18 protein-coding genes and 3 tRNA genes are annotated in these 24,568 nt (G+C 53.5%); 15 read left to right on the forward strand and 6 right to left on the reverse strand.

Annotated elements, in window-relative coordinates:
- Positions 1-152: 152 nt before the first annotated feature.
- The 10 genes from lgt (at position 153) to recD (ending at position 15,562) form a co-directional block, all read left to right on the forward strand.
- Positions 153-1,028 (forward strand): prolipoprotein diacylglyceryl transferase, encoded by an 876-nt coding sequence (lgt, locus tag HV041_RS01435; RefSeq protein ID WP_048213109.1) that lies wholly within the window; start codon positions 153-155, stop codon positions 1,026-1,028.
- A gap of 6 nt (positions 1,029-1,034) precedes the next feature.
- Complete coding sequence (gene thyA, locus HV041_RS01440) at positions 1,035-1,829, forward strand: thymidylate synthase (RefSeq protein ID WP_005123418.1); 795 nt, start codon at positions 1,035-1,037, stop codon at positions 1,827-1,829.
- Positions 1,830-2,013: 184 nt separating this feature from the next.
- The gene (locus tag HV041_RS01445; protein WP_121585006.1) at positions 2,014-2,484 is read left to right on the forward strand and encodes a prepilin peptidase-dependent protein; all 471 of its coding nucleotides are present in this window, start codon (positions 2,014-2,016) and stop codon (positions 2,482-2,484) included.
- Positions 2,475-3,038, forward strand: coding sequence for a prepilin peptidase-dependent protein (locus HV041_RS01450; RefSeq protein WP_121585005.1), 564 nt, complete (start codon positions 2,475-2,477; stop codon positions 3,036-3,038). The genes HV041_RS01445 and HV041_RS01450 overlap by 10 nt, the downstream gene beginning before the upstream one ends.
- Positions 3,035-3,442, forward strand: coding sequence for a DUF2509 family protein (locus tag HV041_RS01455; RefSeq protein ID WP_048213106.1), 408 nt, complete (start codon positions 3,035-3,037; stop codon positions 3,440-3,442). Before HV041_RS01450 ends, HV041_RS01455 begins: the two co-directional genes overlap by 4 nt.
- Positions 3,427-3,750, forward strand: a complete 324-nt coding sequence (locus tag HV041_RS01460) for a prepilin-type N-terminal cleavage/methylation domain-containing protein (RefSeq protein ID WP_048213105.1) — start codon at positions 3,427-3,429, stop codon at positions 3,748-3,750. Before HV041_RS01455 ends, HV041_RS01460 begins: the two co-directional genes overlap by 16 nt.
- A gap of 12 nt (positions 3,751-3,762) precedes the next feature.
- Entirely contained in the window at positions 3,763-7,131 is a 3,369-nt protein-coding gene (recC, locus tag HV041_RS01465) for an exodeoxyribonuclease V subunit gamma (RefSeq protein ID WP_121585004.1), read from the forward strand.
- Positions 7,132-7,309: 178 nt separating this feature from the next.
- Positions 7,310-10,198: a pitrilysin gene (gene ptrA / locus HV041_RS01470; RefSeq protein ID WP_121585003.1), complete on the forward strand. Its 2,889-nt coding sequence runs from the start codon at positions 7,310-7,312 to the stop codon at positions 10,196-10,198.
- A complete protein-coding gene (gene recB, locus HV041_RS01475; RefSeq protein ID WP_121585002.1) occupies positions 10,191-13,736 on the forward strand; it encodes an exodeoxyribonuclease V subunit beta in 3,546 nt (1,181 codons plus the stop codon). The genes ptrA and recB overlap by 8 nt, the downstream gene beginning before the upstream one ends.
- A complete protein-coding gene (gene recD, locus HV041_RS01480) occupies positions 13,733-15,562 on the forward strand; it encodes an exodeoxyribonuclease V subunit alpha (protein ID WP_121585001.1) in 1,830 nt (609 codons plus the stop codon). Before recB ends, recD begins: the two co-directional genes overlap by 4 nt.
- Positions 15,563-15,686: 124 nt before the next feature.
- On the opposite strand, the gene argA is transcribed toward recD, so the two are convergent.
- Positions 15,687-17,018: an amino-acid N-acetyltransferase gene (gene argA, locus HV041_RS01485; RefSeq protein WP_115601536.1), complete on the reverse strand. Its 1,332-nt coding sequence runs from the start codon at positions 17,016-17,018 to the stop codon at positions 15,687-15,689.
- Between the two features lie 234 nt (positions 17,019-17,252).
- Here argA and amiC point away from each other — a divergent pair, with 234 nt between their 5' ends.
- Positions 17,253-18,506, forward strand: coding sequence for an N-acetylmuramoyl-L-alanine amidase AmiC (gene amiC, locus HV041_RS01490; RefSeq protein ID WP_048213099.1), 1,254 nt, complete (start codon positions 17,253-17,255; stop codon positions 18,504-18,506).
- Positions 18,507-18,580: 74 nt separating this feature from the next.
- Here the strand turns inward: amiC and HV041_RS01495 are convergent.
- The 3 genes from HV041_RS01495 to HV041_RS01505 form a co-directional block, all read right to left on the reverse strand.
- Positions 18,581-18,657, reverse strand: a tRNA-Met gene (locus HV041_RS01495).
- A gap of 58 nt (positions 18,658-18,715) precedes the next feature.
- Positions 18,716-18,792, reverse strand: a tRNA-Met gene (locus HV041_RS01500).
- Positions 18,793-18,840: 48 nt separating this feature from the next.
- Positions 18,841-18,917 (reverse strand) — tRNA-Met (locus tag HV041_RS01505).
- Between the two features lie 205 nt (positions 18,918-19,122).
- Here HV041_RS01505 and mltA point away from each other — a divergent pair.
- Complete coding sequence (gene mltA, locus HV041_RS01510; RefSeq protein WP_003034021.1) at positions 19,123-20,220, forward strand: murein transglycosylase A; 1,098 nt, start codon at positions 19,123-19,125, stop codon at positions 20,218-20,220.
- A 108-nt stretch (positions 20,221-20,328) separates the two neighbouring features.
- The gene (tcdA, locus tag HV041_RS01515; protein WP_005121979.1) at positions 20,329-21,135 is read left to right on the forward strand and encodes a tRNA cyclic N6-threonylcarbamoyladenosine(37) synthase TcdA; all 807 of its coding nucleotides are present in this window, start codon (positions 20,329-20,331) and stop codon (positions 21,133-21,135) included.
- A gap of 77 nt (positions 21,136-21,212) precedes the next feature.
- On the opposite strand, the gene csdE is transcribed toward tcdA, so the two are convergent.
- On the reverse strand, positions 21,213-21,659 hold the full coding sequence (gene csdE, locus HV041_RS01520) for a cysteine desulfurase sulfur acceptor subunit CsdE (protein WP_121585000.1): 447 nt from the start codon (positions 21,657-21,659) through the stop codon (positions 21,213-21,215).
- Positions 21,659-22,864 (reverse strand): cysteine desulfurase CsdA, encoded by a 1,206-nt coding sequence (csdA, locus tag HV041_RS01525; protein WP_048213095.1) that lies wholly within the window; start codon positions 22,862-22,864, stop codon positions 21,659-21,661. The genes csdE and csdA overlap by 1 nt, the downstream gene beginning before the upstream one ends.
- 192 nt (positions 22,865-23,056) lie before the next feature.
- Here csdA and HV041_RS01530 point away from each other — a divergent pair, with 192 nt between their 5' ends.
- Positions 23,057-23,284 (forward strand): YgdI/YgdR family lipoprotein, encoded by a 228-nt coding sequence (locus tag HV041_RS01530; protein ID WP_005130971.1) that lies wholly within the window; start codon positions 23,057-23,059, stop codon positions 23,282-23,284.
- A gap of 362 nt (positions 23,285-23,646) precedes the next feature.
- Positions 23,647-24,564 (forward strand): glycine cleavage system transcriptional regulator GcvA, encoded by a 918-nt coding sequence (gcvA, locus tag HV041_RS01535; protein WP_005130970.1) that lies wholly within the window; start codon positions 23,647-23,649, stop codon positions 24,562-24,564.
- The last annotated feature ends 4 nt before the right edge of the window (positions 24,565-24,568 follow it).

The following is a 24,568-nucleotide window of genomic DNA, read 5'->3' on the forward strand; positions in this document are numbered from 1 at the left end:
AAAGATTACCTATACAGATCTTTTACATCTTCCCGGCATCCGCTGCGATCCCCTTGTGCTATCATTCGCACCTTTGGAGCGCCTGCATTATGCAGGCGCGCTTATCAATTGCTGTCTGACTTCAGCGAAATAACAAGAACTTGTGGTGACAGATGACCAGTAGCTATCTGCATTTTCCGGATTTCGATCCGGTCATTTTCTCAATTGGACCCGTCGCGCTTCACTGGTACGGCATGATGTATCTGGTGGGGTTTATTTTCGCGATGTGGCTGGCGACGCGCCGGGCTAATCGCCCGGGCAGTGGCTGGACCAAAAACGAAGTAGAAAACTTACTTTATGCAGGCTTCCTCGGGGTCTTCCTCGGCGGGCGTATTGGCTACGTGCTGTTCTATAACTTCCCGCTGTTCCTTGATAACCCGCTGTATCTGTTCCGCGTCTGGGATGGGGGCATGTCCTTCCATGGCGGGCTTATCGGGGTGATTCTGGTGATGATTATCTTCGCCAAACGCACCAAGCGTACATTCTTCCAGGTCTCTGATTTTATTGCTCCACTGATTCCGTTTGGTTTGGGCGCAGGCCGCCTGGGTAACTTTATCAACGGTGAACTGTGGGGACGCGTTGACCCTAACTTTAAGTACGCCATGCTGTTCCCTGGCTCCCGCACTGAAGATATTTTATTGCTGCAAACCAATCCGCAGTGGCAGTCTATTTTTGACACATACGGCTCTTTGCCTCGCCATGCCTCACAGCTTTATGAGATGGCGCTGGAAGGGGTTGTGCTGTTTATCATTCTTAACCTGTTTATTCGCAAACCTCGTCCGATGGGCTCGGTTTCCGGTCTGTTCCTGATTGGCTATGGCGCGTTTCGTATTATCGTCGAATTCTTCCGCCAGCCGGATGCGCAGTTTACCGGCACATGGGTCCAGTACATCAGCATGGGGCAGATCCTGTCTATCCCGATGATTGTCGCAGGTATTATTATGATGGTTTGGGCGTACCGTCGCAGCCCGCAGCAACACGTTTCCTGAGGAACCATGAAACAGTATTTAGAACTGATGCAAAAAGTGCTGGATGAAGGCACACAGAAAAACGACCGCACCGGAACCGGAACGCTTTCCATTTTTGGTCATCAGATGCGTTTTAATCTGCAGGAAGGGTTCCCGCTGGTTACGACTAAACGCTGCCATTTACGCTCGATCATCCATGAGCTGTTGTGGTTTTTGCAGGGCGACACCAACGTTGCCTACCTGCATGAAAACAACGTCTCAATCTGGGATGAATGGGCTGATGAGAACGGTAATTTAGGTCCGGTGTACGGTAAACAGTGGCGTGCATGGCCAACACCGGATGGCCGCCATATCGACCAGATCACGACGGTGCTGAACCAGTTGAAAAACGACCCGGATTCCCGTCGTATTATCGTTTCCGCGTGGAACGTAGGCGAACTGGATAAGATGGCGTTGGCACCGTGTCATGCGTTCTTCCAGTTCTACGTGGCGGATGGCAAACTCTCTTGCCAACTGTATCAGCGTTCATGCGATGTGTTCCTCGGTCTGCCGTTCAACATCGCCAGCTACGCCTTGCTGGTTCACATGATGGCGCAGCAGTGCGATCTTGAAGTCGGTGATTTTGTCTGGACAGGCGGTGACACGCACCTGTACAGCAACCATATGGATCAAACACATCTGCAGCTTAGCCGTGAGCCACGTGCGCTGCCGAAGCTGGTTATCAAGCGTAAACCTGATTCAATTTTCGACTATCGTTTCGACGACTTCGAAATTGAGGGTTACGATCCGCACCCAGGCATTAAAGCGCCGGTCGCTATCTGATCGAGGCTAATCCTGTCACAACCGGCGCCTTATGCGTCGGTTTTTTTTTGCCTTACATTCTATTCTGCGGCGTTGATTCCTGAAATTTTGCAACGTGATGTAATGCGATAAATATTCTCCGTAGCTTGCCGAAGAAGCTGAATTTCCTCCTCGTTATTAATTTCTCTCACGCCATACTGGCGACATGAAAAAACAACAAGGCTACACGCTTCTCGAAACCCTGATTGCAATGCTGATTGTCGCGGCGCTTGGCGCATCGGGGTTGTACGGTTGGCAGCGCTGGCAACAACAGCAGCGGTTATGGCAAACAGCCAGCCAGGTGCGGGATTACCTGCTGCAATTGCGCGAAGATGCTAACTGGCGTAATCGTGATCACGTCATCAACGTGCTCCGCGAAGGAGGAACATGGTGTCTGGTAAGCTCAGCGACGTCACAAACTTCGTGTCAGCCGGTTTCACCGTTGATTTTTACGCCACTCTGGGCTGATGTCGAGATGGCAGAGATAACACCGTCACTGGCTTTTTTTGGCCTACGTAATACCGCATGGGCCGGGCATATCTACCTGAGGAATTCTTCAGGTGAATGGCGTGTGGTGGTGTCTGGTTGGGGACGAATCAGGCTTTGCGAACGCGGTGAGGCGGATCAATGTCGGTAAGTGAACGTGGCTTTTCACTGCTTGAGGTGCTTATCGCTATGGTGATAAGCAGCATTTTACTCCTCAGCGCTGCGCGATTTTTACCTGCGCTGCAGCGAGAAATTTTGCAGAACACTCGTCAGCTAGTGCTTGAAGATGAGCTCTGGCAGCGGATCTATACCGTGGCGAAGCATCTCCAGCGGGCTGGCTATTGTCGGGGAAACTGTATCGGAGAAGGGCTGATGATATCAGCCGCGGGAGACTGTGTCATTGCACGCTGGGATGCCAACAGCAACGGTGTCTGGGACGATATTCCGGCAAAGGAGGCCGATGCCGTTGGATTTCGTGTTCAAGATAAGGTGCTGGAAACCTTGCGTGGCGCAACAACCTGCGTGGGAAAAGGTTGGGATAAAATGACCGATCCGGATTCTATTCAGATTGAGGTATTTCAGGTGGAGCGCCTGAATATCAGCGGATTTGCGCCAGTGCTTTCGTTGCACCTGCGCGGGAGAAGCAACGCCGAACCTCAAAAGGTCATTGAGGTATTCTATGACGTCACAGGATTCAACCTGTGAACCGTGAGCGAGGTGTTTCATCGCTTGCAATGGTGCTTTTACTCCTGGTACTTGGCAGTCTGTTGCTGCAAGGCGTAAGCCGACAGGAGGCGAGTTTTGCGTCGCGGGTGGCAACGGAAAGCCAGTCGCTACAACATCAGGCAGTGGTGCAATCCGCCATGGAATGGGCACGTATGCAGCCCTGGAGTTTGCAGATGGCAACGCAGTGTCGACGCTATTCCACACAGGGTGCGACAGTCTGCCTGCGTGTGCTCGACGACGATCTTGTGCTGCTTATTGCGCAATATGAAGGTATATCGCTATGGCGTCAGGGGATGATTATCGAGGGTACTATCGAATTCTCAGCGCATGGCTGGAGCGATTTCTGCCCGTTAAAGGTGCTGGCGTTATGTCTGATACCCTGAACAGACAGCGTGGTTTTAGCCTGCCGGAAGTGATGCTGGCAATGGTGCTGATGATTATGATCGTGACCGCGCTTTCCGGATATCAGCGGGCGCTGATGAAAAGCTTTTTAGTCAGAAGCCAGTATCAACAATTGTGGCATCACGCCTGGCAGCAAACGCAGTTGCATATGTATTCACCACCTTTAAACTGGCAAATTAACCGAATGCAGACAACGATAGCGGGATGTGTCAGCATCAATGTTAAAATTACTTCCCCTCTGGGCAGGCAGGGTCAGATGACACGACTGCACTGCCCAAATCGTCAGTAGTCAGGAGTTGCTATGTTAAGGGTCTACCACTCCAATCGTCTGGATGTGCTGGAAGCGTTGATGGAATATATCGTTGAGCGCGAGCGGCTGGACGACCCCTTTGAACCCGAGATGATCCTGGTTCAAAGCACCGGTATGGCGCAGTGGTTGCAAATGACTCTGGCACAGAAGTTTGGTATTGCCGCTAACATTGATTTCCCGCTGCCAGCGAGTTTTATCTGGGATATGTTTGTGCGTGTATTGCCGGATATCCCAAAAGAGAGCGCATTTAGCAAACAGAGCATGAGCTGGAAGCTGATGACGCTGCTACCTCAATTGCTGGATAACGACGATTTCGCACTGCTACGCCACTATCTCACCGACGACACAGACAAACGTAAGCTGTTTCAGCTTTCATCACGCGCTGCGGATCTGTTCGACCAGTATTTAGTCTACCGTCCTGAATGGCTGACGCAGTGGGAGGTGGGGCTGCAGGTGGAAGGGCTAGGAGATGCTCAGGCCTGGCAAGCGCCATTGTGGAAAGCACTGGTGGAATACACGGCTGAACTGGGACAGCCAGGCTGGCATCGTGCCAATTTATATCAGCGGTTTATTCAGACCCTGGAGAATACGTCTGACTGCCCACAAGGCTTGCCCTCGCGCGTCTTTATTTGTGGTATCTCCGCGCTACCGCCCGTGTATCTGCAGGCATTACAAGCGCTGGGTAAGCACATTGATATTCATCTGCTTTTTACCAATCCCTGTCGTTACTACTGGGGGGATATTAAAGACCCCGCTTATCTGGCTAAACTGTTGGCGCGTCAGCGTAGGCATAGCTTTGAAGAACGACATTTACCGCTGTTTCGCGATAGTCAGAATGCTGAAGGACTGTTTAACAGCGATGGTGAGCAGGATGTGGGGAATCCGATGTTGGCCTCATGGGGAAAACTAGGGCGTGACTACATATATCTGCTTTCGGAATTGGAAAACAGCCAGGAGCTGGATGCGTTTGTCGACATTACTCCTGACAATCTTTTGCATAATATTCAAGCGGATATTCTGGAACTCGAAAACCATGCGGTGGCAGGAGTCAGCCTGGAGGAGTATTCGCGTAGCGACAATAAACGGTTGCTTGAGCCGAATGATACTAGTGTGACGTTTCATGTCTGTCATAGCCCACAACGCGAAGTGGAAATACTCCACGACCGGTTGCTGGCAATGCTGGAAGCGGACCCAACGCTGACGCCGCGCGACATCATCGTGATGGTGGCGGATATTGGCAGCTACAGTCCATTTATTCAGGCTGTCTTTGGCAGTGCACCGGCCGATCGTTACCTGCCGTATGCTATTTCCGATCGCCGGGCACGTCAGTCTCATCCCGTCTTACAGGCGTTTATTAGCCTGCTTTCGCTACCGGACAGCCGCTTTGTTTCGGAGGATGTGCTGGCATTACTGGATGTGCCTGTGCTGGCTGCGCGTTTCAACATCAATGAAGAAGGGTTGCGCTATCTTCGTTTGTGGGTCAATGAATCTGGAATTCGCTGGGGCATTGACGACGACAACGTGCGCGAACTCGCGCTTCCTCCAACTGGCCAGCATACCTGGCAATTTGGTTTAACACGTATGCTGCTGGGCTATGCGATGGAAAGCGCACAGGGGGAGTGGCAGTCGGTATTGCCCTATGATGAGTCCAGTGGTTTGATTGCCGAGTTAGTCGGGCATTTGGCCTCGTTGCTGATGCAGCTAAACATCTGGCGCAGAGGGTTAGCACAGGAACGCCCGCTGGAAGAGTGGTTACCCGTTTGCCGGGACATGCTTAATGATTTCTTCCTGCCGGACGCGGACACCGAAGCGGCGATGACGCTGATTGAACAGCAGTGGCAGGCCATTATCACTGAAGGTTTGGGGGCCGAGTATGGCGAGGCCATACCGCTGTCTCTGTTACGTGACGAACTGGCGCAGCGTCTTGACCAGGAGCGCATCAGCCAGCGTTTCCTGGCAGGGCCTGTCAATATCTGTACGCTGATGCCGATGCGCTCTATCCCTTTCAAAGTGGTGTGCCTGTTGGGCATGAACGATGGCGTTTATCCGCGCCAGCTTGCGCCGCTGGGATTTGATCTGATGAGCCAAAAACCGAGGCGTGGTGACCGAAGCCGCCGTGATGATGACCGCTATCTGTTCCTCGAAGCCCTGATTTCGGCGCAACAAACGCTCTATATCAGCTATATCGGCCGCTCAATCCAGGATAACAGTGAGCGCTTCCCGTCGGTGCTGGTGCAGGAACTTATGGATTACATTGGGCAAAGCCACTATTTGCCGGGCGATGAATTACTCACTAGCGATCAAAGTGAAGCGAAAGTAAAAGCGCACATTACCCGTTTACATACCCGTATGCCCTTTGATGCACAAAACTATCTGCCAGGTGAGCAGCAAAGTTATGCTCGAGAGTGGTTGCCAGCGGCAAGTCTGTCAGGCAAAGCGCACACGGATTTTGTCCAGCCGCTCCCCTTTACAATGCCTGAAACCCTGACGCTGGAAACGCTGCAACGCTTTTGGGCTCATCCGGTGCGGGCGTTTTTCCAGATGCGCCTGAGGGTAAATTTCCGCTCTGAAGAGAGCGAAATCCCGGAAACAGAACCCTTTATCCTCGAAGGGCTCAGCCGCTATCAGCTTAATCAGCAGTTGCTTAATACCCTGGTTGAAGAGAACGACGCTGAACGACTGTTTCGCCGTTTTCGTGCGGCGGGTGCGCTTCCCTATGGGCCATTTGGTGAAATTCTGTGGGATACGCAGCGTCAGGAGATGCAGACGCTGGCTGAACGCATTATCGCCTGTCGTCAGCCTTGTCAGAGCATGGAAATCGATCTTACCTGTAACGGCGTGCAAATCACCGGTTGGTTGCCGCAGGTACAAGAGGACGGTTTGTTGCGCTGGCGCCCATCTTTGATCAGCATTGCGCAGGGTGTGCAACTTTGGCTGGAACATCTTGTCTATTGTGCGAGTGGCGGTACGGGAGAAAGCCGGTTGTTCTTACGCAAAGACGGCGAGTGGCGTTTCCCTCCACTGGAGGCCGAACAGGCGTTACAGTATCTGTCGCAACTTATTGAGGGATATCGGGAAGGCATGTCATCGCCGCTACTGGTATTACCGGAAAGTGGTGGGGCGTGGATAAAAACCTGTTATGACGCCGTAAATGATGCCATGTTAGATGACGATGATACGTTGCAAAAAGCGCGCAGTAAGTTTCTGCAGGCCTATGAAGGCAACATGATGGTACGCGGTGAAGGTGATGACATCTGGTATCAACGTCTGTGGCGTCAACTGGATGCTGATACGCTGGAGACCATTGTTTTACAGTCTCAGCGTTACCTGTTACCGATTTTTCGATTTAATCAGTCGTGATGATTGTATAAAAATTGCGCAATTTGATGGCTTCCACTATGATGCGCTTTCTGTCACGGACTGATTCTTACAAAGAGAAGAGGCTGACGCGTTCAGCACAGAGTCTTGCCCTGTTCAGACCACGCTTAATGCGTTGTTTGCAGTGAACAGGTGAATACGTTAATGATGAGGTTTGTGAATGCCCCGCAGCACCTGGTTTAGCGCATTACTGTTGTTCGTCGCCCTTTGGGTTCCCGTAAGTCAGGCTGATACCGGTTGGCAGCCTTTAGCTGAAACCATCCGTAAAAGCGATAAAGACACCCGTCAGTATCAGGCCGTGCGCCTTGATAACGGTATGGTCGTATTGCTGGTATCCGATCCGCAGGCCGTGAAATCCCTTTCTGCACTGGTGGTCCCCGTGGGTTCGCTGGAAGATCCGGACGATCATCAGGGGCTGGCGCATTATCTCGAACACATGTGTCTGATGGGGTCGAAAAAATACCCGCAGCCGGACAGCCTGTCTGAATTCCTGAAAATGCACGGCGGCAGCCATAATGCCAGCACCGCGCCTTATCGTACGGCTTTCTATCTTGAGGTTGAAAACGACGCGCTGGTGGGGGCGGTAGATCGCCTGGCAGACGCTATTGCCGATCCGTTACTGGATAAAAAATATGCCGATCGCGAGCGTAACGCGGTTAACTCCGAGCTGACGCTGGCGCGTACCCGAGACGGGATGCGTATGGCGCAGGTGAGTGCGGAGACTATTAACCCGGGGCACCCTGGTTCGCGCTTCTCCGGTGGAAATCTGGAAACATTAAGCGATAAACCGGGTAATCCGGTGGTACAGGCGTTACACAAATTTCATGAAAAGTACTACTCCGCGAACCTGATGAAGGCGGTGATTTATAGCAATAAACCATTGCCAGAGCTGGCGCGGATAGCGGCTGACACCTTTGGTCGCGTGCCAAACAGAAATATCGAAAAACCGGAAATAACCGTCCCGGTTGTCACCGACGCGCAAAAGGGCGTCATCATCCACTATGTTCCGGCAATGCCGCGTAAAGTGCTGCGCGTTGAGTTTCGTATTGATAACAATAGCGCGCAGTTCCGCAGTAAAACCGATGAGCTGGTGACCTACCTGATTGGCAATCGTAGTCCGGGCACATTGTCTGACTGGTTGCAAAAGCAGGGGCTGGTTGAAGGTATTCGTGCGGACTCCGATCCGGTGGTCAATGGGAATAGCGGCGTGTTAGCCATTTCCGCGACGTTAACCGACAAAGGGCTGGCGAATCGCGATGAAGTTGTTGCTGCAATCTTTAGCTATCTCAACCTGTTACGTGAAAAAGGTATCGATAAACGCTATTTTGACGAACTGGCGCACGTGCTGGATCTCGATTTTCGTTATCCCTCTATCACCCGTGATATGGACTACGTTGAATGGCTGGCGGATACCATGATCCGCGTTCCCGTCGAGCATACTCTGGATGCGGTGAATATTGCCGACCAGTACGATGCCAAAGCCGTTGAGCAACGTCTGGCAATGATGACGCCGCAGAATGCGCGTATCTGGTATATCAGCGCGAAAGAGCCGCATAATAAAACTGCTTACTTTGTCGATGCGCCTTATCAGGTAGATAAAATCAGCGACAAAACCTTTGCCGACTGGCAGCAAAAAGCGCAGGGCATTGCGTTGTCATTACCGGAGTTGAACCCCTATATTCCTGATGATTTCACGCTGATTAAGGCGGATAAAAAATACGCTCACCCGGAACTGATCGTTGATGAGCCGGATTTACGCGTGGTGTATGCGCCGAGCCAGTATTTTGCCAGCGAGCCAAAGGTTGATGTCAGCGTGATACTGCGTAACCCGAAAGCGATGGACAGCGCCCGCAATCAGGTCTTATTCGCCCTGAACGATTATCTGGCGGGTATTGCACTCGACCAGTTAAGTAACCAGGCCGCAGTGGGAGGTATTGGTTTTTCTACTAACGCGAATAACGGCCTGATGCTTAACGCCAACGGCTATACTCAGCGTTTGCCGCAGCTTTTCCAGGCGCTGCTGAGCGGTTATTTCAGTTACACCTCAACAGATGAACAGCTGGAACAGGCGAAATCCTGGTACGCCCAGATGATGGACTCGGCGGAGAAAGGCAAAGCCTACGATCAGGCGATCATGCCGGTTCAGATGCTGTCTCAGGTACCGTACTTCTCACGCGATGAGCGCCGTAAGTTACTGACTTCCATCACCCTGAAAGAGGTAATGGCCTATCGCGACGCCTTGAAAACCGGGGCGCGTCCCGAATTCCTGGTGGTCGGTAATATGAGCGAAGCTCAGGCGAAAACCATGGCGCGGGATATCCAGAAGCAGCTTGGTGCGAGCGGCTCACAGTGGTGCCGAAACAAAGATGTTGTGGTAGACAAGAAGCAGTCTGTCATCTTTGAAAAAGCGGGAAGTAGTACGGATTCCGCGCTGGCGGCGGTATTTGTGCCAACTGGATACGATGAGTACACCAGTTCAGCCTATAGCGCCATGTTAGGGCAGATTGTTCAACCGTGGTTCTACAATCAACTGCGTACTGAAGAGCAATTAGGCTACGCCGTCTTTGCTTTCCCAATGAGCGTTGGCCGCCAGTGGGGAATGGGCTTCCTGTTGCAAAGCAGCGACAAGCAACCGTCCTATCTCTGGGAACGCTATAAGGCATTTTTCCCCACGGCGGAAGCGAAGCTGCGGGCGATGAAAGCTGATGAGTTCGCACAAATTCAGCAGGCGATTATTGCGCAAATGCTCCAGGCCCCGCAAACGCTGGGGGCAGAAGCCTCGCAGTTAAGCAAAGATTTTGATCGCGGCAATATGCGCTTCGATTCACGTGATAAAATCGTGGCTCAGATTAAACTGCTGACGCCGCAAAAGCTTGCCGACTTCTTCCATCAGGCGGTGGTTGAGCCGCAAGGCATGGCGATACTGTCACAGGTTTCCGGCAGTCAGAACGGGAAAGCAGAATATGTGCACCCGGAAGGCTGGAAAGTGTGGCAGACCGTCAGCGCGTTGCAGCAAACCTTACCCCTGATGAGTGATAAGAATGAATGATGCCGCTGAGTCCCTTGATCCACTCCGCTTGCCCCTGACGGGCGAGCGCCTGATTGAAGCCTCTGCGGGCACCGGTAAAACCTTTACCATCGCCGCCCTGTATTTACGTTTACTGCTTGGACTGGGCGGCTCTGCCGCCTTTCCCCGTCCGCTGACCGTCGAAGAACTGTTAGTGGTCACCTTCACCGAGGCGGCTACTGAAGAGCTGCGCGGTCGAATTCGTAGCAACATCCATGAACTGCGTATTGCCTGCCTGCGTGAAACCACCGATAACCCGCTATACGCCCGTCTGTTAGATGAAATCGCCGATAAAAAACAGGCCGCCCAGTGGCTGCTATTGGCAGAAAGACAGATGGATGAAGCGGCGGTGTTTACCATTCACGGCTTTTGCCAGCGTATGCTCAGCCTTAACGCTTTTGAGTCAGGCATGCTGTTTGAGCAACAACTGATCGAAGATGAATCGCTGCTGCGCTATCAGGCCTGTGCGGACTTCTGGCGTCGACACTGCTATCCGCTGCCCCGCGACATTGCGCAGGTGGTTTTTGAAACGTGGAAAGGACCGCAGGCGCTGCTGAGAGATATCGATCGCTATCTACAGGGGGAAGCGCCGGTTATCAAGGCCCCACCGTCTGATGACGAAACGCTGGCCTCCCGGCATGAACAAATTCTCGCACGCATTAACCAGATCAAGCAGCAATGGCGTGATTCTGTTGATGAGCTGGATGGCCTGCTGGAAGCATCCGGGATCGACCGGCGTAAATTTAATCGCGCTAACCAGGGTAAGTGGATCGAAAAGATCAGCGCATGGGCGCAGGAAGAAACCCAAAGCTATCAGCTGCCTGATGCACTGGAGAAATTCTCCCAGCGCTTTTTGGAAGAGCGAACCAAAGCGGGCGGGATAACGCCTCAGCACCCGCTTTTCGTCGCTATTGATGAACTGCTTAGCGAACCGTTAACCCTGCGCGATCTGGTGATCACCCGGGCGCTGGCGGAGATCCGCGCGGCGGTTGCCGAGGAGAAACGCCGCCGCGGCGAGCTGGGTTTTGACGATATGCTCAGCCGTCTGGATGCGGCGTTGCGCAGTGAAAGCGGCGATGCGCTGGCGACGGCTATTCGTACCCGTTTTCCGGTCGCGATGATTGATGAGTTCCAGGATACCGACCCGCAGCAATACCGTATTTTCCGCCGTATCTGGCAGCATCAACCGGACACCGCGCTGCTGCTGATTGGCGATCCGAAACAGGCAATTTACGCCTTTCGCGGCGCGGATATCTTTACCTACATGAAGGCGCGTAGTGAAGTCAGCGCGCACTATACACTCGATACTAACTGGCGTTCGGCTCCTGGCATGGTCAATAGTGTGAATACGATTTTCAGCCAGATGAACGACGCCTTTATGTTCCGCGACATCCCCTTCAGCCCGGTAAAATCCGCAGAGAAAAACCAGTCGCTTCAGTTTGTTTTACACGGTGAAACGCAGCCAGCCATGAGTATGTGGCTGATGGAAGGGGAAAGCTGTGGCGTAGGCGACTATCAGAACTACATGGCGCAGGTGTGCGCCACGCAAATTCGCGACTGGCTTAAGGCCGGGTATTCTGGCGCTGCGCAACTGGTCAGCGGTAAAACGTCCAGGCCGGTACGCGCCTCGGACATCAGCATACTGGTTCGTAGCCGCCAGGAGGCGGCGCTGGTCCGCGATGCGCTGACGCAACTGGCCATTCCCTCTGTTTATCTCTCCAACCGTGACAGCGTGTTTGAAACGCTGGAAGCGCAGGAACTGCTGTGGGTGCTGCAAGCGGTGATGACGCCGGAGCGTGAGAACACGCTGCGTAGCGCGCTGGCAACCTCAATGATGGGGCTGAATGCGCAGGATCTCGAAGCGTTAAATAACGACGAAAATGCCTGGGATGCGGTAGTCGAGGAGTTCGATGGCTATCGTCAGATCTGGCATAAACGCGGCGTGATGCCCATGCTGCGCGCGCTGATGTCCGCTCGCCATATTGCGGAAAACCTGCTGGCGACGGCGGGGGGCGAACGCCGCCTGACCGATATTTTACATATCAGCGAACTGCTCCAGGAAGCCGGATCGCAACTGGAAAGCGAGCATGCGCTGGTGCGCTGGCTATCTCAGCATATTCTTGAACCCGACAGCAATGCGTCCAGTCAGCAGCTCAGGCTCGAAAGCGACAAGCATTTGGTTAAAATCGTCACCATCCATAAATCGAAAGGGCTGGAATATCCGCTGGTCTGGTTGCCGTTTATCACTAATTTCCGCGTCCAGGATCAGGCTTTCTACCACGATCGCAGCTCCTTTGAAGCGGTGCTGGATCTCAGCGATGCCGCGGAGAGCGTTGAGCTGGCCGAAGCGGAACGTCTGGCAGAAGACTTGCGCTTGCTCTATGTTGCGCTCACCCGTTCGGTATGGCACTGCAGCCTTGGCGTGGCGCCGTTGGTACGCCGTCGGGGCGATAAGAAAGGGGATACCGATGTGCATCAGAGTGCCCTTGGCCGCCTGCTGCAAAAAGGCGAGCCGATGGATGCCGCGGGTCTGCGTGGCGCTATTGAGGCGCTGTGCGGTGAGGATATCGCCTGCCTGACGCCGAATAAACCGGACGGTGAGCGCTGGCAGGTTGCACAGCCCGCCAGTTCTACGTTGAATGCAAAAATACTGCAGCGTACGCCTGGTGACGGCTGGCGCGTGACCAGCTATTCCGGTCTGCAACAGCGTGGGCATGGTATTGCGCAGGATCTGATCCCGCGACTGGATATCGATGCCGCAGGCGTCGGTGAGGTTATTGAAGAGTCAGGACTCACGCCGCATCAGTTTCCGCGCGGCGCTTCGCCGGGTACATTTTTGCATAGCCTGTTTGAAGATCTCGACTTCACCCAACCGGTAGAGCCGCATTGGGTCGAAGAAAAACTGGCGTTGGGCGGTTATGATGCACACTGGACGCCGGTTTTGACCGCATGGTTGGACGCCATTTTGCAGGCGCCTCTCAACGAGACCGGCGTGAGTTTGAGTCAGCTTTCCGCGCGTGAAAAACAGGTGGAGATGGAGTTTTATCTGCCGATTTCGCAGCCGCTGATGGCCAGCCAACTTGATGCGTTGATCCGCCAATACGATCCGCTTTCGGCTGGCTGCCCGCCGCTGGACTTTATGCAGGTACGCGGCATGCTGAAAGGGTTTATTGACCTGGTGTTCCGCCACCAGGGGCGTTATTACCTGCTCGACTACAAGTCAAACTGGCTGGGCGAAGACAGTTCTGCGTATACCCAGCAGGCAATGGCCTCAGCCATGCAGGCGCACCGTTACGATCTGCAGTATCAGTTGTATACCCTGGCGCTGCACCGTTATCTGCGCCATCGCATTGCTGATTACGATTATGAACGCCATTTTGGCGGCGTTATTTATCTCTTCCTGCGTGGCGTTGACCGTGAAAATCCGCAGCAGGGAATTTACGCTACCCGACCCGATGGGGAATTGATCGCGTTGATGGACGAGTTGTTTGCCGGTGCGGCTCTGGAGGAGATGCAATGACAATCCAGAAACGATTGCTGGAGGCCGTAGAGCAAAAACAGCTCCGTCCTCTGGATGCTCAGTTTGCGCTGGCGGTTGCCGGAAACGACAACCCTGCCGTTACGCTGGCGGCGGCTCTGCTTAGCCGTGAGGCGGGCGAGGGGCACGTTTGCTTACCGCTTTCCCGGTTGTCTTTACGCGAAGATGCCCATCCGCTGTTGAGCGCCTGGCTGTGCGAGGCCGGTGAACCGGAAGATTGGTCGGAATGCCTGCTGGCCTCCGCTGCGGTAAGCCGTGGCGAGCAGCCCACGCCGCTGGTGCTGTACGGCGATCGCTTGTATCTGAACCGCATGTGGCATAACGAACGCGCGGTGGCGCGTTTTTTCGGTGAAGTTAACCACGCCATTGAGGTGGATGAACAACGGCTGACCCACACGCTGGCGGCGCTGTTTCCACCCGTTGAAGGCGTTAACTGGCAAAAAGTGGCGGCTGCTGTGGCGTTGACCCGCCGTATATCGGTGATCTCCGGCGGGCCGGGGACCGGAAAAACGACAACGGTGGCGAGGCTTCTGGCGGCGTTGATTCAGATGGCGGACGGTGAACGCTGTCGTATTCGTCTGGCGGCGCCAACGGGAAAAGCGGCAGCCCGTCTGACCGCCTCGCTGGGCGCGGCGCTGCGAGAACTGCCGCTGACCGATGAGCAAAAGAAGCGCATTCCCGATGATGCCAGTACATTGCACCGATTATTGGGCGCTCAGCCTGGAAGCCAACGCCTGCGGCATCATGCAGGAAACCCACTGCATCTGGACGTGCTGGTGGTGGATGAAGCCTCGATGATCGATTTGCCAATGATGTCGCGCCTTATCGATGCGCTACCGCCACATGGGCGGGTGATTTTTCTTGGCGATCGCGACCAGCTCGCTTCCGTTGAAGCGGGGGCGGTGCTGGGGGATATCTGTGCTTTCGTCGGTTATGGCTTTACCCCGGAGCGTGCCCGCCAGCTTAGTCGCCTGACCGAAAGCGCTATTCCGGCAGGTTCGGGAACTCAGGCGGCTGCTCTGCGCGACAGTTTGTGCCTGCTGCAAAAGAGCTACCGTTTCGGTAGCGATTCCGGAATCGGCCAGTTGGCTGCGGCGATTAATCGTGGTGATAAAATCGCGATAAAAACGGTCTTCCAGCAGGGATTTAGCGACATCGAAAAACGCGCTCTGCACAGCAGCGAGGATTACGCCGCGATGCTGGAAGAAGCGCTGGCGGGTTATGGGAACTATCTCGATTTACTGCGCGATCGTGCCGAGCCGGATGCTGTCATTCAGGCCTTCAATGAGTATCAGCTATTGTGCGCCCTGCGGGAAGGCCCGTTTGGCGTGGGTGGCTTGAATGAACGCATTGAGCAGGTGATGGCGCAAAAGCGCAAAATTCACCGTTCGACGCATAGCCGCTGGTATGAGGGAAGGCCGGTAATGATCGCGCGCAATGACAGTTCGTTGGGATTATTTAACGGTGATATTGGCATTGCCCTCGATCGTGGGCAGGGCCTGAGAGTGTGGTTTGCGCTGCCGGACGGTTCTATCAAATCGGTCCAGCCCAGTCGCTTGCCTGAACATGAAACGACCTGGGCAATGACCGTCCATAAATCGCAGGGATCTGAGTTTGACCACGCGGCGTTAATTTTACCCAACCAGCACTCACCCGTGGTGACCCGTGAGCTGGTCTATACCGCCGTCACCCGCGCACGCCGTCGTTTGTCACTGTATGCCGATGAACGGATATTGAGTAGCGCCATTGCCACCCGAACCGAACGCCGCAGCGGACTGTCGGCGTTGTTTAGTGATGGCATCATGTAGGCCGGATAAGCGTCAGCGCCATCCGGCTGTGTGCCTGATGGCTACGCTATCGCGTCTGATCAGGCCTACGATCTGCATACCAAAGATGTGCCAGTGAACTGTAGGCCGCATCCGGCAACGATCACTATCCCAAATCCGCCATCAGCACTTTTGACCGCCGCTGATAGTTGTACATCTCTTTTTTGCTTTCCGGCAGCAGATCGATATCGACCGGCGTAAAGCCGCGCTCCTGGAACCAGTGAATGCTGCGCGTCGTCAGCACGAACAGCTTACTCAGCCCCATTTGTCTGGCCTGCACAGCAATCCGCTCCAGCAAAACTTCGCCGCGTGATGAGCTACGGTAGTCCGGATGCACTGCCACGCACGCCATTTCGCCAATCTTCTCCTCCGGAAAAGGGTACAGGGCGGCGCAGGCAATGGTCAGATTATCGCGCTGAATTATGGTGAATTTGTCGATCTCCATTTCCAACTGCTCGCGCGAGCGGCGGACCAGAATACCTTGCTGTTCCAGCGGGCGGATAAGCTCCAGAATCCCGCCGATATCGTTAATGGTAGCGCGACGGATCTGCTCGGCGCTTTCCATTACAATCTGCGTCCCGATGCCGTCGCGGGAGAACAGTTCTTGCAGCAATGCACCATCTTCCTGATAGCTAATCAGGTGGCAACGGCGTACGCCACTGCGACAGGCTTTCACTGCTCCGCGCAGGAAGCGCACCGTACCGGAGCTGTAGTCGCCTTTCTCTTCCTGCAACTCAACGCGAGCCTGAGCTTCGTTAGGAAACAACTCGGAAATAATATCGCCATCATCGTTGGTGACACCCTGAGACGAGCAAAAACCGATCATTTTCTCTGCCTTCAGTTTGATAGCCAACTGCGTGGCGACCTCTTCTGACGTCAGATTAAAGCTCTCACCAGTGACGGAAACGGCGACCGGGCCCATCAGCACAATCGCGCCGCTATCTAACTGGCGGTGAATGGCATCTTCATCGATACGACGAATACGCCCGCTGTGGCAGTAATCTACGCCGTCATCAACGCCCAGCGGCTGGGAGATAATAAAATTACCGCTGACCACATTGATGTGTGCACCCTGCAATGGCGTATTATTCAGGCTCATCGACAGGCGGGCGGTAATATCAAGCTGAAGTAGCCCCGCAGCCTGTTTGACCAGCTCCAGCGTTTTCGCATCGGTGACGCGCGTGTTTTTGTGGTACACCGGCTCATGATGATGCGCCGCAAGATTGGCATCAATCTGCGGTCGTGCGCCATAGACCACGACCAGGCGGATGCCGAGGCTATGAAGAAGACCAATGTCATTGACGATACTGGAAAAGTTTTCATGCTCTATGGCTTCGCCGCCCAGCATAATGACAAACGTTTTTCCCCGATGGGTATTGATATAGGGAACAGAATGGCGGAATCCCTGTACCAGTTCGGTTCTACGCTCCTTCACCACGGCACACCCTCATTGCATGATTATTCGTAATTTGTGTATTTTTATTCTGTTTTTGCGCTGTACGCAAGCGTAATTTTTACCCATACCGAAGATTTTTATCAGTAATACCGTGAATATAAAAAGAATGTTTACCCTTTTATAGATGACAGATTATGCGTCATTCGCTAAAGTTTCCGGTCAATTCGGACGTTTTACGTATTACCTCAATACAGATTTCTTTTGCTCGGGAGAAGCATGTCGGGATCCAACTCAGCAATCAGTCGCCGCCGTTTACTGAAAGGTGCGGGTGCTATGTGGCTTTTAAGCGTCAGCCAGGTTGGTCTGGCAGCCACGAGTCAGGTCGTTGCCGTACGTATCTGGCCTGCGTCCAGCTATACCCGCGTCACGGTAGAATCTAACCGTCTGCTGAAATACAAACAGTTTGCCCTGAGTAATCCTGAGCGTGTGGTTGTGGATATTGAAGACGTTAATCTGAACTCGGTGCTCAAGGGCATGGGAGCGCAGATTCGTCCTGACGACCCGTATATTAAATCGGCGCGCGTTGGCCAGTTTGATCCACAAACCGTGCGGATGGTGTTCGAGCTGAAACAGAATGTGAAGCCGCAACTTTTTGCTCTGGCGCCGGTGGCGGGCTTTAAAGAACGTCTGGTGATGGATCTCTATCCCGCGAATGCCCAGGATGTTCAGGATCCTCTGCTGGCGTTGCTGGAAGATTACAACAAGGGCGATCTGGATAAACAGGTTCCACCTGCGCAGAGTGGCCCACAGCCGGGCAAAGCGGGACGCGATCGCCCCATTGTCATTATGCTGGACCCGGGCCACGGTGGGGAAGATTCCGGCGCGGTGGGGAAATACAAGACGCGTGAAAAAGATGTGGTACTGCAGATTGCCCGCCGTCTGCGAGCCCTCATAGAGAAAGAGGGCAACATGAAGGTCTTTATGACGCGAAATGAAGATATTTTCATTCCGCTTAAAGTCCGTGTGGCAAAAGCGCAGAAGCAGCGCGCAGACCTGTTTGTCTCGATTCACGCCGATGCCTTTACCAGTCGACAGCCCAGCGGTTCGTCGGTGTTTGCGCTCTCGACCAAAGGCGCGACCAGTACCGCAGCGAAATATCTGGCGCAGACCCAGAACGCCTCGGATCTCATCGGTGGCGTCAGCAAGAGTGGCGACCGCTACGTCGACCATACCATGTTCGATATGGTGCAGTCGCTGACCATCGCCGACAGCCTGAAGTTTGGTAAAGCGGTATTGAATAAGCTTGGTAAAATCAACAATCTGCATAAGAATCAGGTTGAACAAGCCGGGTTTGCGGTGCTAAAAGCGCCGGATATTCCGTCCATTCTGGTAGAAACAGCGTTTATCAGTAACGTTGAGGAAGAGCGCAAACTCAAAACGGCGACCTTCCAGCAGGAAGTTGCAGAGTCGATTCTGGCGGGGATTAAAGCCTACTTTGCCGATGGGGCGACGCTGGCGAGAAGGGGATAACAAAAAAGCGCTGAAAAGCGCTTTTTTTACGGATCGCAGATACAAAAAAACACCCGTTAAGGTGTTTAATGTGTTGGTTGCGGGGGCCGGATTTGAACCGACGACCTTCGGGTTATGAGCCCGACGAGCTACCAGGCTGCTCCACCCCGCGTCCGTCTTTTTGCTTCGTATTTCAAACACTTTGCAAAAATATTACATCAGATTTTAATTGGTTGCGGGGGCCGGATTTGAACCGACGACCTTCGGGTTATGAGCCCGACGAGCTACCAGGCTGCTCCACCCCGCGTCCGTCATTACTCTTCCATCGAGTAACGTTACTGCTTCTGATTTTAATTGGTTGCGGGGGCCAGATTTGAACTGACGACCTTCGGGTTATGAGCCCGACGAGCTACCAGGCTGCTCCACCCCGCGTCCGTGGATGCGCACTATACTCTGCTCGCATTTTCATGCAACCCTTTTTTCACCTTGATCACGTTTTTAGGGTGAAAATGAACAAAAACAACGCACTCTGGATTGTTTTTTGCGCAAAATTTGCGTTCGGGTAGGTATACGCATTTCATTAGGTTCGGGGGTTTGTTATCTTCGTCTCGCATTCAGGCAACATAAGACGAGAACAATGAAAGGACGTTGGGCAAAATATCTTCTGGCAGGAGCAGTCGTCGCGATGCTCGCCGCGTGTTCCTCAAAACCCACCGATCGTGGGCAGCAGTATAAAGACGGGAAATTTACCCAGCCTTTCTCACTGGTGAACCAGCCTGATGCGGTTGGCGCACCAATCAATGCCGGTGATTTCGCCGAGCAGGTTAATCAAATTCGCAGCGCATCGCCACGTTTGTACGGTAACCAGAGCAACGTTTACAACGCTATCCAGCAGTGGTTACGAGCGGGTGGCGATACGCGCAGTATGCGCCAGTTTGGTATTGATGCCTGGCAAATGGAAGGGGCGGACAACTACGGTAACGTCCAGTTTACGGGCTACTACACGCCGGTTATCCAGGCGCGCCATACGCGTCAGGGCGAATTTCAGTACCCTATCTACCGCATGCCGCCAAAACGTGGGCGCTTACCAAGCCGTGCCGAGATTTATGCGGGCGCCCTGAGCGACAATTATATTCTGGCGTACAGCAACTCCCTAATGGATAACTTCATTATGGATGTTCAGGGCAGTGGTTACATCGATTTCGGCGATGGCAGCCCGCTGAACTTCTTTAGCTATTCCGGGAAAAACGGTCACGCCTATCGCAGTATCGGTAAAGTGCTTATCGACCGTGGCGAAGTGAAAAAAGAAGATATGTCGATGCAGGCTATTCGTCATTGGGGTGAAACGCACAGCGAAGCCGAAGTGCGTGAGCTGCTGGAGCAGAACCCATCGTTTGTCTTCTTTAAACCGCAATCTTTTGCGCCGGTGAAAGGGGCCAGCGCGGTACCGCTGATTGGTCGCGCATCCGTGGCTTCTGATCGCAGCATCATTCCTGCGGGCACAACGTTACTGGCGGAAGTTCCGCTGCTGGACAATAACGGGAAATTCACCGGTCAGTATGAATTACGTCTGATGGTGGCGTTGGATGTCGGCGGGGCGATAAAAGGACAGCACTTCGATATCTACCAGGGCATTGGAGCCGACGCTGGACACCGTGCGGGGTGGTATAATCACTACGGCCGCGTGTGGGTACTGAAAACCGCGCCGGGTGCGGGTAACGTGTTCAGCGGTTAATTTTCGGATGGCGGCTGCGCCTTATTAGGCCTGGTCCATAATGTAGGCCGGATAAGCGAAGCGCCATCCGGCAGCCATACTGCTCAGTATTAATGAATTTGAGGTGTTATGTCTGTGGTTATTAGCGATGCATGGCGTCAGCGTTTTGGCGGTACGGCGCGTCTGTATGGTGAAAATGCGCTGCAACTGTTTGCCCAATCGCACGTTTGCGTGGTCGGGATTGGCGGCGTGGGATCGTGGGCGGCGGAAGCACTGGCGCGCACTGGCATTGGTGCCATCACGCTCATCGATATGGATGATGTGTGCGTCACCAATACTAACCGCCAGATCCATGCTCTGCGCGATAACGTCGGTCTGGCAAAAGCTGAAGTGATGGCTGAACGTATCCGTCAGATTAACCCGGAGTGCCGGGTTAACGTGGTCGATGATTTTGTCACGCCGGATAACGTTGCTGAGTATATGAGTGTGGGTTATGCGTATGTCATTGATGCGATTGACAGCGTGCGCCCAAAAGCGGCGCTGATCGCTTACTGTCGGCGTAACAAAATTCCGCTGGTGACCACCGGTGGTGCGGGCGGGCAGATCGACCCGACGCAGATACAGGTCGTTGATTTGGCAAAAACCATCCAGGATCCGCTGGCGGCCAAGCTACGTGAGCGGCTGAAAAGTGATTTTGGGGTGGTGAAAAACAGCAAAGGCAAGTTGGGCGTGGACTGCGTGTTTTCGACCGAAGCGCTGGTGTACCCGCAGGCAGATGGCTCGGTATGTGCGATGAAAGCGACGGCGGAAGGGCCGAAGCGTATGGATTGCGCATCCGGGTTTGGCGCTGCCACCATGGTGACGGCGACCTTTGGTTTTGTTGCCGTCTCACACGCTTTGAAGAAGATGATGGCCAAAGCGGCGCGCCAGCATTGATTGTGTCGGATGGCGCTATGCTTATCCGACCTACGGTTTGTGCGGTGTTGTAGGCCGGATAAGACGCATCAGCGTCGTCATCCGGCTTTCTGAGCAGCCTCAAGAATCGCCTCGTTCAGAGCATGCAGCCCCTGGCTACGCGAGGCGCTGAGCTGCGTGCGTAAACCTAGCTCGTCAAATAATTCCATTGGCGAATGCGCCAGTAACTCGGCGGCCGTTTTACCTTCGATAGCAGTGAGTAGTACCGCCAGCAGGCCGCGCACAATTCGGCCTTCACTATCACCGAAGAAGTGAAGTGTGCCATTCTCATGCAGACTGTACCCCAGCCAAACGCGGTTTTCGCATCCGGCAATCTCTTTTGCCTGCGCTTTCAGATCATCTGAAAGGGCCGGAAGTTGCTTGCCCAGTAAAATAAGTTGACGATATTTATCTTCCCACTGGGTGAGTGGGATAAAAGTATTCCGTAACGTCTCTTCCGTTACGATTGTGCCAAACGGGTGTCCGGCGAGCAGAGGGCTTGTCATTAGTCCACCAATATTTCCAGTGCGCGGTCAACGGCTGCGACCAACGCATCCACATCGCTTTGCGTATTATAAGGTGCAAATGAGGCGCGCAGCGTCCCGGAGACGCCCAGCTCCGCCAGCAGCGGTTGTGCGCAGTGCTGCCCCGCTCGCAGCGCAATGCCATATTCGGCCAGTAGCGTCACCATGTCGCTGTGATGAACGCCTGCGAAATCAAAGGCTAACAGACTGGAGTCCTGGCAGCGGAAGGAACGAAATCCTGGCCGCTTTGCCAGCATATCTTCTGCCAACGTCGCCAGACTGCGGCTCCAGTTTTCGGCTTGCACGATATCAATATCCGCAAGCCATTCAAGCGCCGCACTTAATCCAATGACGCCCGCAACGTTCGGCGTGCCTGCCTCAAGCTTCCACGGTGCCGCTTGTGTGGAGAAACCATCAAAGCTGACTTCGCTAATCATTTTACCGCCGCCGAGCCACGGTGACATGGCCTCCAACAGTTCTGGTTTACCATACAATACGCCAATGCCCGTCGGACCATATAATTTGTGTCCGGAAAAGGCATAGAAATCAATATCTAACTGCTGAACGTCAGCGGGGAAATGTACAATTCCCTGAGCGCCATCCACCATCACCACCATGCCTGCCGCATGAGCAAGCGTAATCGCGCGGGCTAAGTCAGGGCAGCCGCCGGTGACGTTCGACATCTGACCGAGAGCCAGAATGCGACTGCGTGGGGTGATGAGGTCCGCCAGACGCTCAGTGTCAGGCAGCAAATGGGCATTGAGCGGAAGCTTGATGACGTTGGCCCCCGTTTGCTCCGCCACCATCAGCCAGGGAACCAGGTTGGCGTGATGTTCCGCTACGCTGACGATAATCTCGTCGCCCGGTTGTAAGCGAGGACGCGCATAACTTTGGGCAACCATATTGATAGCTTCCGTCGTGCCACGGGTCCAGACGATTGTTTTGTCATCCGGCGCGTTAATCAGCCGTGCGACTTTTTCCCGCGCGGCTTCATAGCGCGCGGTCAGACGCTGGGCTTCAGCAAACTGGCTGCGATGGACGTTCCCGGCGCTCAGACTATAAAACTGATGGGTCGCCTCAATCACCGCCTGCGGCTTCAATGCCGTCGCGGCGCTGTCGAGATAGACACCTGCATCGTTGAGTGCGGGAAATTGTGCGCGAAACTGCGTGGGGTTAAAAGCGTTCATGGTATTCCTCAGTTCAGTAAACGGATCGTGGCGCAAAAAGGGCGCAGACACAAGGGTTGTGCTAACCATCGGAATCCTCTGGATATCCCGGCGAAGTCTGTGCAGTGTCTTATGCTAAATAGTGTTAGGCGAATAATTTTGCCTGTTATGGAATTCGTTTTATCTGGCATAAATTGCTGTGAGGAGAAGAAGATGAAAAAGACTACCGCCATAATCTCTGCCTGTATGCTGACTTTTGCCCTGAGCGCCTGTTCCGGTCCGAATTACGTGATGCACACCAACGATGGTAGGACAATCGTGTCTGACGGTAAGCCAAAGACCGATGATGATACGGGGATGATTTCGTATAAAGACGCTAACGGCAACAAACAGCAGATTAACCGTACCGATGTGAAAGAGATGGTAGAACTGGAGAAATAGCCGATCGTCATTGGCTGACACTCGGACAAAAAAAAGCACCGCAATTTGGCGGTGCTACATTAATCACTATGGACAGACAGGGTAAATGTACAGGAAGTGAAAAAGGGTAGCTTTGCTACCATGGTCTGAATCGCAGACCAATTGCAAACACAACAACACAACATCACAACCGTAAGCCAAAAGCCCACCAGAACACGCATTCCGATAAAACTTTTCGTTCCGGCTTCAGGAAGTGCCGCCACTATAGGTATTTGCTGGTAGAACCTCAACGGACAATTTATAATGGCTCAGATTAAAAAAACTAATAGGTTACAGCCTGTTAGGTAATTGTTAAATTCATTTAACATCAAAGCCTAAAAGTCATGTCAAAACGATTACCACCCTTAAATGCGTTACGTGTTTTTGATGCTGCCGCGCGCCATTTAAGCTTTACGCGCGCAGCAGAAGAACTTTTTGTGACGCAGGCCGCAGTAAGTCACCAAATCAAGTCACTTGAGGATTTTTTGGGGCTGAAGCTGTTTCGTCGGCGCAATCGATCGCTGTTGTTGACGGAAGAAGGTCAAAGCTATTTCCTCGACATCAAAGAGATTTTTTCGCAATTAACCGATGCGACGCGTAAACTTCAGGCACGCAGTGCAAAAGGCGCGCTTACCGTCAGTTTATTGCCCAGTTTTGCGATTCAATGGCTGGTGCCCAGACTCTCTAGCTTTAACTCAGCTTATCCGGGAATCGATGTCAGGATCCAGGCGGTTGACCGTCAGGAAGACAAACTGGCTGATGATGTTGATGTGGCGATTTTCTACGGGCGCGGCAACTGGCCGGGTCTGCGCGTTGAAAAATTGTACGCAGAATATTTATTGCCGGTTTGCTCGCCGCTATTACTTACCGGCGATAAACCGCTGAAGACGCCTGAGGATCTGGCAAAACATACGTTATTGCACGATGCGTCACGGCGTGACTGGCAAGCTTATACACGCCAGCTCGGGCTGAATCATATTAACGTACAGCAGGGACCTATCTTCAGCCATAGCGCCATGGTGCTACAGGCTGCTATCCATGGACAGGGCGTTGCGTTGGCCAATAACGTTATGGCGCAGTCCGAAATTGAAGCCGGACGTCTGGTTTGCCCATTTAATGATGTTCTGGTCAGCAAAAACGCATTTTATCTGGTTTGTCATGACAGTCAGGCAGAACTGGGTAAAATAGCCGCCTTCCGTCAGTGGATACTGGCGAAAGCGGCCACGGAACAAGAAAAATTCCGCTTTCGTTATGAACAATAATTTA

It is taken from the genome of Citrobacter sp. RHBSTW-00029, from assembly GCF_014104295.1.
GTDB lineage: Bacteria > Pseudomonadota > Gammaproteobacteria > Enterobacterales > Enterobacteriaceae > Citrobacter > Citrobacter youngae.